The organism is Bacteroidota bacterium, assembly GCA_023957335.1.
Lineage (GTDB): Bacteria > Bacteroidota > Bacteroidia > NS11-12g > UBA955 > JALOAG01.
In genome coordinates, this window is record JAMLHC010000002.1 from 185,434 (window position 1) to 199,045 (window position 13,612).

The following is a 13,612-nucleotide window of genomic DNA, read 5'->3' on the forward strand; positions in this document are numbered from 1 at the left end:
ATGAAAATAATACTTGTTTTAACTTCAATTTTTATTTCGTTTTTATTGGGATTTTCATTTCGAAATCACCACTTTAATAAATTAAGCGCTTCTAATTCTGCCAAAATGCAAATTTCCAACGTTGATACAAGCAGGTTTGAAAACGTTTTAGAAATGTATGAAGATATATTCTCTGAAAACTTAAGGATAACTGATATCTATATTGATAGTTTATTTTGTTACCCAAACATGAGAGACAGTGAAGACATAACATCAGACCCATATATGACTTTAGAAGACTACTTCTATAATAACTGTATCATTGCATTAAAAATGGTTAATATTGACAATACTAAAGATATTTTTAGTATTAATAAAAACGGATTCTGTACATTGATAATTGAAAAGAATAAAGAAAAACTAAGGAAAATAACATATTTAAATAGTGGAATTGAAACAATCGTTAATATAGGAGAATTGGATGAAATAAGTGTGCATAACACTATAAATGGGGATACTGTTGGAAATGCCCTATGGATTGATAAAAACTCAAAGCTTACTCGATTATATCAAAACAATTTAGATTCTTTCAGTATAAACTATGTTAAGGTAAATACAACATTTGATACAGTGAAAAACAATAGCCCTTTTGTTGAAGTAAATACAACCACAATTGTAACAAATCCTATAAAATATGGCTTTGACTACTTTTTCGATAATAATAATAATACTGTTAGAAAAAGAACTCATTTTAATGGCGATTCTATTTCTACTATTCAGAGGTGAAGGGGGTAGGTAGTGTTGTAGATGTGTTGATTTTACATTTTAACAAGGTAGTGTTGTAGATTTGGTGTTTTGAGAAAAACCAGAACTTAACCTACTAAAAACCAAAGAAAAGTATCTTTCAGCAATAACAAAAAAGCGGATATAAAGTCCGCTCATTTTTCTAATAAAATCATTTAAGAAAAACTTTTTATCTTCGCTCTACCAAACATGAGAAATTACCATCAAAATACCGCCAGTTTTTACAACCCGTTTGGTAGTAGTATGATGGGGTATTCTAATGAGGAATTTGCTTACTCCTATGACTTTAATGGTAAAGAGACAGACGATGAAACAGGATTGCAGGATTATGGAATGCGTATTTATAATAAAGCTTATGGTAAGTTTTTGAGCGTTGACCCTTTGACATCATCGTATCCTTGGTACACACCTTATCAGTTTGCAGGAAATAAACCGATTAGATATATTGATTTGGATGGTTTAGAGGAATATGATGTTATAATTTGGCTGGGAGCTGACGGAGTATATAGAACAAGAATGCACTTAATTAATGAAGAAGGGCCTTTGAAAGTAAATTATTATGCAAGAAAATTAGCACACACAGAACCAATGGACGGTCTTCCTGGGAAACCACCTTGTCCTGATTGCGCACCGCAAAAGAAGCAATCTACAGATGAACTTATAGTCTCAAAAACTGTAGGTGAAAATGGTGTCACTGAGAATAATATTTGGGCGACTGATAAAATGAAAAATCATACAGAAGGGGCTAATAGCGCAGCTAATCAATCTATTAACAATGGAGTAGTATTTTCAGACCCGGGTTTTAATGGAACAATAGTTACATCAATTCAAGTTAGACGCACTCTAAATACAATAGAAACACCAATTATTAAAAGATCTACTTGGGAAGAAAAAGGAGGTGGTACCTTTAGAAATGCAACAGATAGTGAGATTAATAGTTTCTTTAATAATAATACACTTATGGATAAAGCTTTGAAAAAGGTTAATACTTACAAGAATCCCACAGTATATGTTGCAACAGAAGAACACTTGGTCGCACTTAAAAAACGAAATGATGAACTCGGATTAAATATCAAAATTGAAGTAAATCCTGCAAAGTTAACCCCGTCATTTACTAATGTAACAAGTTATTATTTTGCTTTCGAATATGAAGAGGGAACTACAACTAGTACTACCACCACCACTACAACTACCACCACCACGGCTACAGTAACAGAAGAAGGAGTAACAAATAACACACCAACAACTAGAACAAGATGAAAATGAAACTTATTATATTGTTTGGACTTGCGATTTGCAATTTAAACTGTCAAGGTTCTTTAGTACAATCTATTTCAAAAGATACTAATAAAGAAGATAAATTAATATTTTACCATGCTGATTGGGCTGAGTTTGTCTTAATAATTGTGAAAAAATCACCTGTTTTAGACACTGAAATTCCTTTATCATGCAGAAATGGCAAAAGCAATAAAAGGCTCATAAATGAAGACAAAGGAGATACTACTTTTTTTTATGTATCTGAACATAAATTATCCTTTAAAGAAAGGGATATTCTTTTTAAAGATAGCTTGATTCAATTTAAGGGATATAGATTTGTTGATTTAAAAGAAATTGACACAGGTATTATATCAGATAAACACAGGATGAGTGTTACCTGTTTTGAATGTATATTAGACACAATCTATGACTCTACATTTAAACTCAATTTTCAAGGCAACCACTATGAAACTTATTTTTTAGAAAATATAGAATGTATATTTAAATCAAATGAAAGGTTTTTTATGTCAAGTTATCCAATTCAAAATTATTATCAAATACCTCTTTCAATTGGTTACTTACTTAATGTTGGATTATTCACAGGTTTGGTTTCTGTATCTGATGAAGAAGGGTTTTTTATAGATTGGAGCGAGTTGTCATGGAATTTGGTAGTGTTGTAGAGTTGTTGATTTTACCTTACTCACCATTTATGAAAATAAGAATCAATTTGTTTTTTTGTTTTTATTATTCTCATCCCATTTATTCCTCCATAAAAACGAATATTTGGAATGCTGTCTAACTTTCCTCTTTTAAAATAATAGTAATCATTTGGAACAGTATCTTTATATTTACTTTCTATCCGCATTTTAGAATTTACTGAATCCTTGCTCATTTCAAATACATTGTCGTTATATATAAGACAAACATAAATCCATTCAGATGCAGTTTGATGAGTTTGAATAAAACAAAAAGTATCATTATTCTTTAATAAAACAGTATCTAAATCGGAAGTTTCTAAAGCATGATTTAAGACTTTGCTAAACTTACTAATTTCGTTTTTTTCTTGTTTTCTATTACTAAAAAAGTATCTTAGTCCTTTCCTTTTGGGTGAGATAGAACGAATATGCTTTTTGAAAATATTAATTGAAACATCTAATATGTCCCCTTCTTTTTTTTTCTCATTAATTTGTGAAGATGTAAGAGAAAAAAAACTTAAAGTCAATATTGTAATTAAGTAAAAAAAAAGTTTTTTAATCATATTTAAAAGGTGATTGAGAATGATAATTAACCCAAATAAATTCTTGAAATTCACTACCCATAGGAGAGTAATCTAGTAATCCATTATATCCAGGATTAACAATTTGAATTAATGTGGTTGTATGTACATCAAAAGTAGAATAGCTACCTGTTGAAGTTTTTTGAACTAATTGACCTTTATAATTTCCTAGCTTATCTTTATCTAAACTATAATGGGTTCTTAATGGGTAACCATGCTCCAGTCTAATTTGATTTTCAACATGAACTGCAAATACTTCTGAATATGGTATGGTCTCACTATTATATCCTTCTGTGGAATACCATATTTTATCTGGGTTAAGTCCGAAAACATTTTGTGATTTATTGTAATGATAATCCCAAGCATGCCCGAGTTCATGTCCTAGTACTAAAAAAGGATCCATTGGTGTATTTACAAAATCATCTCCTTTTGCTACAGGTACATTAACTACCACATTAGGATTCCACCCGACTGTTTTAGCATCTACATTATAGTAATTTCTTCTTCCATTTTTACTCTGTCTCGTTATTAGTAATGAACTTTCCATTGAGTGTAAATCATCAATCATCATTTTACCTATTGGGCCAGTATATAACCTATTTAATGCCTGTACAGTTTCGCAAATTACATTATCATTTCCATCATAATCTATTCCTGGGGTATATATGTATGTTCCTGTCTTACTACTTGCATCAGGAATTTTTATTGTATCACCCGCCACATCGCTAAACCAAATTGGATTATTCGCAAAGGCAGCATAAACAGAAATACTTGGATTAGGTTTTGGGTCAACATTCCACCTCCTACCCAACCTAGCATCATACTGCCAATACTCCGCACTATAAGAATTTCCTTTCCCATAAATCTCATCATCTTTCTCTTGGGTATTCATACCGTACGAGTAAGCAAATTCAGAGTTAGAATACCCCATCATACTCATACCGAACGGGTAATACATTACAGCCTCCCCCAACCCCTCCAAAGGAGGGGAGTATTTCCCCCTTTTGGGGGGATTAAGGGGGGCAGTTATTTGACCGCTTTTTTGCATGGTGTTTTCAATGTCAAAAGTAGGGATTTTTTGCCTTGCTTATCATAGTAATCTCTTAATCACAAAAAATCACAGTTTAGACACTTCCACAAAACCCCCAATCTGATACATTACCTACATTACCCATTACCATATTTTATGTACATTCCTCCAATACAATATCATTGAATCATTATTATTGAATTTAAAGTATGCATTTTTATTACTTACATGTATGTTATACCACACATTTTTCTCGAATCCAAAACTCAAAGTGTCAGTAATAATATGCTTTCGTGTATCCGTCCACTTGTAATTAGAATTAGTCTTGAAGAAATGTATATATTTTTTCGCTTTATGATTTTCAGATTTCAGACTAGCAAAACACAATTTTACTATATCATATTTAGCAGGAACTCCTTGAAAACAAAAAGAATCAACACTAAGTTCACAAACTGTAACCCCTTCTAATTTGCAGTTGCTTTTAATATATTCTCTTGTTATTTCAAATGAGCAACTTTTTGCAAAATAGCCCATGTAAATAAGATAGCATGAACTAAGAGAGCAACACAAGAAAATTAAAATTATCTTATCTGGTCGCACTATCCTTAGCAACTTTAAGTATTTTTTGTTCTGCATTTCGTTTAAATTCATATCCTTTTCCTTTATAACTATCAATTGTTACTCTTGGGTCTAGCATATCCTTAGGATTGTTCTTATCTAATCCTAGTTTTTCCATTTCACTGATTTTCCATTCTTTGTATCTTACTAACATGCCGAAAAACATGCTTGCAGTATACGCAGAATTAACAGCTTCGTCACTTGCAGGTCTTCCTGTTATATTATCAATTCCTCTTTTATGTCTTTGTTCTGTAACTCTATTATAGTAAGCATCCCAGCCTTCTATTGCTGCTTTATCACCCGGTAAAGTCCTTACATCTTCTAACCAACAAAAAGTTCCAAGGTCTTCTTGGTCGCGGTCGTGTGTGTATGCGATAGCATCAACTTCATCAATTGGGTTTATAGACCAGTCATAGCTGTTATAGGCTTGTACATCTTTATGAGGTCCAAAAATTGTTTTTGCCCCCTCGCCTTGAAAGAACCCATGTCTTCCTATAGCACTTATACTAAGTCCTCCTCCTTGAGCTATCTCCATTTCCTCAACTTCATCATATATTTCACCATTTGCATTTTCAAATTGATAGATATATTTTACTCCCCTACCTTCGGGTCCAAAACTTTCCGAATACTTTTCATAATTAAATCCTTCGATATCTCTGTAATCACACACGTCTATTATTACTGGAGCATTCCCATCAATTATTTTCACAGTATATGTAATATATTCTGCACCTTCCAAGTCGATTCCGTCAATAGGTCTATTTCCTGCATATTGATAAGGTGTCCACCAAGGGAACTTGCCAGCTTTAGGGTCACGTGACTTGAATCTAATAATTCTAGGGTCATAATCCCTATATTCAAAAGCATAAGAATTTCCATCTCCTGCTATTTCGCTATCCATATATTGTCCACCGAACCCATAAGCATAGCTAAACTCCGCGTTGCTGTAAGCTTGCAGGGTGCTTCCGAACGGGTTGTAAAAACTGGTAGTATTTTGGCGTTGTTTTCTCATGTTTTGTAAGGCGAAGATATGGATTTATTTAGAAAGGCTCAATACAAGTTATTTCGGATGTTTTTTCTAAGAAAATGAGGGAGGTCGCAGGGGTTGTTATTCAAACCCTGATTTTTTGACACCAAGCACAAAAAAAGCCCCGAACTGGCAGGGCTTAAAAATATATTGATGTGTAATCTTTCCTAAAATCTACAACACTACCTTGAAATTATCTGACATGCTTTGAATTCTACAACATCAATTAAATGATAGTTAATATCCTTATTGTCAATGCCATAGTATTTTTTCTTATCATCGAAATATGAACTATCATAATTTATAAATTTCAGAACATAAATACTGTCTTTAAAATAAATCAATATGGTGTTATTTTTAACGACTTCTGCTTTTAAGTATGATACCCATTGAGCATAATTTTTTGTATATACTACATCGTGATAGTTTTCTTCAATTACGTACTCACATGTAGCATTAAGATATTCATCTAAATAATATTCAAGAGTTGAAATTGAATCAATTAACTTTATTTCACTGTAATTACGCATAACTTCGTTATGTCCTCGCATATATGAAAATAAGATGTCCTTTGATAACTTAATACTTTCGTTTGTAGGCAAATTCAGGTAATTTATAATTTTCTCAATTTCTCTTGTTGCAAAAGAAAAACGAATGTTTTCAGAGCCACCAAATAAAGTAATATCAAAGTCGTTTTTGTAATACAATTCAGATATATCAGAGTCGAAATACAACATATTTGCTGAAAATATTGAAATATAATTCCAATTACTGTCCAATGCAATAAACAGGTTCGCAAAATAGCTATGACGAACAGTATCTGACATTTCAATAATTTTTAATTTGTCGTTGAACATGATAAGTGTGTCTGTCGGTGTAAATCTACTGACATACAAGCTGCAATAATCAGGTACTACAATTTTTGATTCTTCTGAGACATGTTTAACCTTTTCGACACATGAAACCATGTTGAAACCAAGCACATAAATCAGTACGCAAATTTGAGTTTTCATGAAGTTAAATTATCAGTTCTGGTGCTTATAAATATTGATTGGTTCTGTTTTATACCTAAGTAAGTAAGCACTAAAATAATATTGATGAAAACCAATAAATAAATACTTGTCCTTAATGTCCTTATATTTTGGGTCTTTACTTTTTCGCAAATCTGCATAAGACTTTGGCAATCCCTTTTCATAAGAACTTAAAAACCTTTCAGAACCTGATAACATTAAATTTTGTCCAACTTTAGACTCAACGGTATGGTCATCTCTATTTATTAACAGGCATTTATTATCAAGACCCCAATTGAACTTAATTGCTTTTAGATAGCCATGCCCCGTTTCATGAACTATCGAATTAGACATGACAAGCGTTGAATTGTTTTTCATTGCTTCTGTAAATTCACTATAATAAATAACACTTCTATTACTGAAATTCACGCCCCTCACTCCATGAGAATAAAAACTTTCAAAAGAAATATAGTGGTCTGTTTCGTTGAGTTTGATTTGGTCAAATGTCAAAGTTGTTTCTTCTACTACAACATTAAGATTATTATCCCTGTACATCAGCTCTAAATCCTTAAATAGTCGGTTTTTATAAGCATCAAAATTTTTATTCATCTGCTCTTCTGTCCAACCTTTATCTTTGTTTGCTTCCGAATATCCCTTTTTCAGTTCTATAGTATTTACAAAAACAGTTGTATCCCCCGCCACATCAGTAAACCAAATCGGATTATTCCCAAAACAAGCATAAACACTAACACTTGGATTTGGTTTTGGGTCGTTGTTCCAACGCCTTCCCAGTCTGCTGTCATACATCCAGTATTCCGCACTGTATGCACCTTCAAAGATTTCATCATCTTTGAGTTGTCCGTTTTGTCCGAAGGAATATGAGAACTCCGCGTTGCTATAACTCATCATAGAGCTTCCGAACGGATAATAAAGAAATCCGCTTTGAGCCTTAGGTAGATATGATGTTAGAGGATGCATCAATTGTCTGTTTATCTGACAAAATTAACATTTTTTGCGCAAATTTATCATGTATTTTTGATAATTCTTCGTCCATATAACTTTGGCTATGCTCCACATATTTATAAAACTCTTTTGAACCTGGCGCATGACCACTTATCTTCCTAACCAAATTTTCTTCTAGCCCTAACCTTAACAATGTTGTTACAGTTGTTCTTCGCATACAATGGCTAGAAATCAAATCACAATAGCGGTAATGCTTTCTATTATTTCGTTTAATCTCAAATGGCTTACCTCTTCTCATTCTTATTTTTGGAACTTCGTGTGTCCAACCTGCTTGTTCTGTCAACAGCTTTATATTCAAATTAAACAGGCTGAGTGCAGGGAAGGGAAATAGGGTTTTGCGTTTTTTATCTCTGTATTTCTCAATAATTTCTATTGCATAATCTGGAAGCATGATTCTTGTTAGGGTTTGTGTCTTTTGTGATAGGTTTACAATGTAATAACGATTACCAATTATTTCTAAATTATGGCTAGTTAACCTCTTTAAATCCGAATACCTTAACCCAACAGTACACCCAAACACAAAAAGATCCTTTGTCAAGCTCAGAGACATAGGTAAGCTTGATTCAAATTCTTTTGAATGAATCAGGTAGTTCAACATTTCGGGTTCCAACACAATGATTGGAATGGCTTCGTTTGACACATAAAACTTTTTAAAGTATTGCCCTATAATCATACCCATATCTATAGAAAGCCAATTTAAAAAAGCTTTTAGCAACTTAATATTCTGACCCACATAGTTGTCTGTATAGCCTTGTTTGTTGTACAAGAAGTCAGTAAATGAGGTATAGAATGATTGCCAATACTTCTGTACTTTTTTCTTTTCCCGTTCATTTGCCTTGCTTACTTCATAAACAAAAAGCTCAAACCCAGAATGGGCTACAAACTTCTGTAATACCCTAGAAAGCATTTCATAGTTTAGATTTGTACTGGCAACTATGGAAGCACCATTGGTTTTTCTTCTTCTCTTAATTTGGTTGTGCCTAATAAATTTTACTAATAGAGGCAACATTGCGTGTTCTTTAATCATGTTTTTTTGAATTTAAACTGAAGCCGCAAAATAGACTTCTTTGCTTAAATTGACTTTTCATGAAAATAAGAGAAGGGGATTGAAGCATTTAAAATGCTCTTAAGTACTGAACATCAACCTCATGGAGTTCTGGAATGCGTTTCTTCGGACTGCTTTTGAATTCAGGCATCGGGTTTAAGCCCCGAAACCGTTAGCTTTTGAAAAGATTTGAAACCATACAAACTTCTTGTAAGCCCTTAAAAGAGTTCGATAATGCGCTTAGAGGGCGCGCTCTACAAGAAAAGTCGTCAGAAATGGCGGCTTTTTTTGTTTCAATGTGTGGAGGATAAATAGAATGAGTGGCTACTATCAATGTGTACCTTTGTTCTCAATTAGTAGAGAATTCACATAGTATAATTATTATCTTATTACGCTTGTCCATTTTGAATTTAATTCTACCCTACTCAAAAGCACTTGCAACACGAAATGAACAGTCATTGTAAAATAACTTTAACCCGTCTTTCAACTTTACATAGTTAAACTATCTTTGCCCGCAAATTCAGCGAATATGAAATTATTGGAAAACAAGACCATTCTCGTTACCGGAGGATCGCGAGGCATAGGCAAAGGAATAGCAGAGCGTATGGCAGAACAAGGAGCCAACATTGCTTTTACTTTTGTATCCAGCATAGAGAAAGCCAAATCTTTTGAAAACGAATTACAACAGAAATACAGTATCAAAGCCAAAGGATACCAGTCCAATGCAGCCGATTTTGAAGGTTCGCAAAAATTGGCAGATGAAGTAACTGCCGATTTTGGCAATATTGACGTGCTAATCAACAATGCAGGCATAACACGCGACACGCTTTTAATGCGTATGTCTGAAGAACAATGGGACGAAGTCATCAATACCAATTTGAAATCCGCATTTAATATGACCAAAGCTTGCATGAAAACTTTCATGAAAAATCGTGCAGGTTCTATTATCAATATAACTTCTATTGTAGGTATCACAGGAAATGCAGGACAAGCCAACTACGCTGCTTCCAAAGCAGGTATGATTGGTTTTACAAAGTCAGTTGCCAAAGAGCTGGGCAGCCGTAATGTAAGATGTAACGCGATTGCACCCGGATTTATTGAAACTGAAATGACAGAAGCTTTGAGTGAAGAAGTACGCAACTCTTGGACACAAACCATCCCATTGAAGCGCGGAGGAACTCCAACAGAAGTAGCCAATGCTTGTATTTTCCTTGCCTCTGACTTATCCTCTTATGTAACGGGGCAAACACTGAATGTGTGTGGCGGAATGGTAATGTGAGTCAACTAATAATGAAATAAAATGCCGTTAGATCAAGGCTCCTCAGACGATTTTGACAAAAAAGAGATGTCATTTTTTGACCACATTGACTCGCTCAGAGGTCATATTATGCGTTCTCTTGTTGTCTTAGTCATCCTTATTGCTATTTGCTTCACCTATATTGAAACTCTATTTACAAAAATCATTATTGCCCCCATAAACCCTGATTTTCTTACCTATAGGTTAATTTGTAAATTCTCGCATTACGTCTATCATAGTGACAAGTTTTGCATTGGCGAACTGAATATCAAGTTAGTGAACCTAACCATGCAAGGACAGTTTGTAGAAGCTTTCAAAATCAGCATAATTACCGCTATCGTTGTAGGCTTTCCCTATTTTTTATTTGAACTGTGGAGATTTATCAGACCGGCTTTGAAAAGTTCTGAGAAAAAAATTTCCAAAGGATTAATTGCAAGTTGTTCCCTTCTCTTCTTTTTGGGTGTATTGTTTGGATATTATATTCTATCTCCCATCAGTTTGAACTTTTTTGCTAATTTTTCTATCAACAGTCAAATTGAAAACCAGCCCACTTTCCAAAGTATTGTAAGCTTAATTAGCTTTTTAGTGATTGGAACCGGTTTAATGTTTGAACTTCCTATTCTGATGTATTTTCTGGCTAGAATCGGGTTCATTTCATCCGGTACACTAAAGAAGTTCAGAAGATATGCGTTGTTAGTAATAATCGTTGTTGCAGCCATAGTTACACCACCCGATGTCTTTAGCCAAATCATTCTTACTATCCCGATATATTTCCTGTTTGAACTTGGAATAACATTAACCAAAAACGTTGAACGAAAACAAGCTAAAAATGATGAACAATAATATATTTACCCATATTCATATTGGCTCCGACCATGCGGGGTTTAAACTTAAAGAAGAACTCAAAACATACCTTACGAGTCTTGGATATGAATATACCGATCATGGCACATACTCGGATTCCTCAACCGACTATCCGGATTATGCGCATCCGGTTGCACAAGCAGTGGAATTGAACAAAACTCATGCAGGAATTTTAATTTGTGGCTCCGGCAACGGTGTGTGTATGACTGCCAACAAACACGCCCATATCAGAGCAGCCTTGTGCTGGAACAAAGAAATAGCCGAATTGGGCAGACTCCATAACAATGCCAACATCATCTGCCTGCCTGCGCGTTATATTTCATTACAAGAAGCTCAAGAAATGACAAAAACCTTTCTGAACACTTCATTTGAAGGAGGAAGACACGAAAGAAGGGTGGAGAAAATCTAAGATTATTCAGAAACAATCGAATTTATTTTCGTATTATTGCCGCTAATTAACACGTGTTAGCAGCACTTTCAATATGACATTTGCACACAACTTTCATATCCCTGTTATGGGAATAGCATATACCATTGATACGCCATTAAAAGTGGCTCAATATGGCATTTCTTCTGTATTGTCACTTGGCGATGATATGTTGCTGGAGCGACTCAGAGAATACTATTCTCAGAAATTTAACCTTGCCTACACTCCTATCGGCAGAAATGATATTGACCACAGAGCTAAAAGAATAACCGCATATCTGGATACAGTTAATGACATTGTTCATAAAAAATTCAATGAACTAAAAAGCACCGCATTTGAGAAAGCTTCTGAGATAACAAAGTATTTTGAAATGCTACCTGATTTTTCAACTTTGAAAAGAGAATACACCAGAATGTTGAATGAAAAGGAAGCATCAATCAAACAAAACATACAAAATTGGTTAAAAGAGCACATGTTCGTTGGCTCCATTGATGTCAACATTATGACCAAATTAGACAGAACCAATTATAATTCAAAAGGAGAACCCTATCCAATCGAATTCAATGATGCACATGCAGCCGTAAGGGGTTTTGCCAATAGCAATGTACACTCGGGCTTGGTTTTATCGGCCGGGTTGAACCCAAGACTTTACAGCTATATTGCCAATTTCGATTCGTTTTTTCCAAATGCACAAGGCAAATTAGAGAAGAAAATCATTCTAAAGGTAAGTGACTATCGCTCTGCAATTGTTCAAGGTAAGATGTTAGCAAAAAAAGGTATTTGGGTGTCCGATTATCGTATTGAGTCCGGTTTGAACTGCGGTGGTCATGCCTTTGTAAGTGATGGTAACACTATGGGGGCCATTTTGGAAGAGTTTAAACAAAACAGACAAGAACTTATTGACACCACACATCAAATATTGAATGATGCGCTGCGCGCCCTTGGAAAACCCACTCTCGAAACCCCGCTTGAAATGAAAATATCTGCTCAGGGTGGTGTGGGAAATTTCACCGAACACAAGTTTCTGACCGAATACTATCAAATTGACAGTGTGGGTTGGGGTACACCGTTCTTGCTTGTTCCCGAAGTGGTCAATGTAGACAAAGAAACCTTAAACTTATTGAAAGAAGCCAAAGAGGATGATTTGTTTTTGAGTGGCATTTCTCCAATCGGTGTTCCATTCAACTCCATAAAAGGCAACTCCAAAGACATACAACGTCAGGAAAGAATCAAGAAGGGCAAACCGGGCAGCCCTTGTCCCAGCCAGTACCTTAAGTTATATAACACAGAATTTACCGAAAAACCTATTTGCGAAGCTTCAGGACAGTATCAAAAGCTTAAAATTAAAGAATTAGATTCTAAAAACATCACAGATAAGGCAGAGTATCAAAAACTGTATAATAAAATCACTGAAAAGACCTGTCTTTGCACCGGTTTGGTTAGAACTGCTTATACTGTATTAGATATAGCAAAACGCTCAGATGAAGAGGGTGTTTCTATATGTCCGGGACCTAATTTGGCATATTTCTCCAAAGAATCAACTTTAACTCAAATGGTGAGTCATATTTACGGAAAAATAAATATTCTCAACAATTCATACAGACCTAACATGTATATCAAGGAATTTGGCATGTATGTTAACTATCTCCAAAAGGAAATCGAAGAATGTCCTGCTGCCGACCTAAACGACAAAAAGATTAAATATTTTAACTCATTTAAAACTAACCTATTAAACGGGCTTGAATATTACCGGAAATCATTGCCTTTGTTCGACACTGACACTCAATGGGAAAGCGAATTAAATCAATACTTTGTTAGGTTGAATGAACTGTCAATTCCTACATCTGAGATTACGCAAGCCGTGATAAATTAACCATGACATTTCCTATCCGGTCATTGACTTTGTTTAATTCATCATCCTCTCTATTAAACACTAATTTTATTTTTGTGCAATC

The 13,612-nt window shown here is 34.2% G+C and carries 13 protein-coding genes; 7 read left to right on the plus strand and 6 right to left on the minus strand.

The window, feature by feature from the left end:
• The 3 genes from M9892_04135 to M9892_04145 all read left to right on the plus strand — a co-directional run bounded on the left by M9892_04135 (position 1) and on the right by M9892_04145 (position 2,720).
• Positions 1-765, plus strand: a complete 765-nt coding sequence (locus tag M9892_04135) for a hypothetical protein (GenBank protein ID MCO5253539.1) — start codon at positions 1-3, stop codon at positions 763-765.
• Between the two features lie 207 nt (positions 766-972).
• The gene (locus M9892_04140; protein MCO5253540.1) at positions 973-2,043 is read left to right on the plus strand and encodes a hypothetical protein; all 1,071 of its coding nucleotides are present in this window, start codon (positions 973-975) and stop codon (positions 2,041-2,043) included.
• Positions 2,044-2,045: 2 nt separating this feature from the next.
• Positions 2,046-2,720 carry a hypothetical protein gene (locus M9892_04145; protein MCO5253541.1) on the plus strand — a complete coding sequence of 225 codons (675 nt, stop codon included), beginning with the start codon at positions 2,046-2,048 and terminating at the stop codon, positions 2,718-2,720.
• 20 nt (positions 2,721-2,740) lie between these two features.
• On the opposite strand, the gene M9892_04150 is transcribed toward M9892_04145, so the two are convergent.
• From M9892_04150 to M9892_04175, 6 genes are all read right to left on the minus strand, one after another.
• The gene (locus M9892_04150) at positions 2,741-3,298 is read right to left on the minus strand and encodes a hypothetical protein (protein ID MCO5253542.1); all 558 of its coding nucleotides are present in this window, start codon (positions 3,296-3,298) and stop codon (positions 2,741-2,743) included.
• On the minus strand, positions 3,291-4,208 hold the full coding sequence (locus M9892_04155) for a type III secretion system effector protein (GenBank protein ID MCO5253543.1): 918 nt from the start codon (positions 4,206-4,208) through the stop codon (positions 3,291-3,293). Before M9892_04155 ends, M9892_04150 begins: the two co-directional genes overlap by 8 nt.
• Before the next feature lie 724 nt (positions 4,209-4,932).
• Positions 4,933-5,976 carry a hypothetical protein gene (locus M9892_04160; GenBank protein ID MCO5253544.1) on the minus strand — a complete coding sequence of 348 codons (1,044 nt, stop codon included), beginning with the start codon at positions 5,974-5,976 and terminating at the stop codon, positions 4,933-4,935.
• Positions 5,977-6,173: 197 nt separating this feature from the next.
• Positions 6,174-7,004 carry a hypothetical protein gene (locus M9892_04165; GenBank protein MCO5253545.1) on the minus strand — a complete coding sequence of 277 codons (831 nt, stop codon included), beginning with the start codon at positions 7,002-7,004 and terminating at the stop codon, positions 6,174-6,176.
• A gap of 12 nt (positions 7,005-7,016) precedes the next feature.
• On the minus strand, positions 7,017-7,979 hold the full coding sequence (locus M9892_04170; protein ID MCO5253546.1) for a hypothetical protein: 963 nt from the start codon (positions 7,977-7,979) through the stop codon (positions 7,017-7,019).
• Positions 7,951-9,051, minus strand: a complete 1,101-nt coding sequence (locus tag M9892_04175; protein ID MCO5253547.1) for a hypothetical protein — start codon at positions 9,049-9,051, stop codon at positions 7,951-7,953. The genes M9892_04170 and M9892_04175 overlap by 29 nt, the downstream gene beginning before the upstream one ends.
• Before the next feature lie 547 nt (positions 9,052-9,598).
• Between M9892_04175 and fabG the strand changes: the two genes are divergently transcribed.
• From fabG to M9892_04195, 4 genes are all read left to right on the plus strand, one after another.
• Positions 9,599-10,348, plus strand: coding sequence for a 3-oxoacyl-[acyl-carrier-protein] reductase (gene fabG, locus M9892_04180; protein MCO5253548.1), 750 nt, complete (start codon positions 9,599-9,601; stop codon positions 10,346-10,348).
• 21 nt (positions 10,349-10,369) lie between these two features.
• Positions 10,370-11,209, plus strand: a complete 840-nt coding sequence (tatC, locus tag M9892_04185; GenBank protein ID MCO5253549.1) for a twin-arginine translocase subunit TatC — start codon at positions 10,370-10,372, stop codon at positions 11,207-11,209.
• On the plus strand, positions 11,199-11,639 hold the full coding sequence (gene rpiB / locus M9892_04190; GenBank protein ID MCO5253550.1) for a ribose 5-phosphate isomerase B: 441 nt from the start codon (positions 11,199-11,201) through the stop codon (positions 11,637-11,639). The genes tatC and rpiB overlap by 11 nt, the downstream gene beginning before the upstream one ends.
• A gap of 73 nt (positions 11,640-11,712) precedes the next feature.
• On the plus strand, positions 11,713-13,530 hold the full coding sequence (locus M9892_04195; GenBank protein ID MCO5253551.1) for a hypothetical protein: 1,818 nt from the start codon (positions 11,713-11,715) through the stop codon (positions 13,528-13,530).
• Positions 13,531-13,612: the final 82 nt, after the last annotated feature.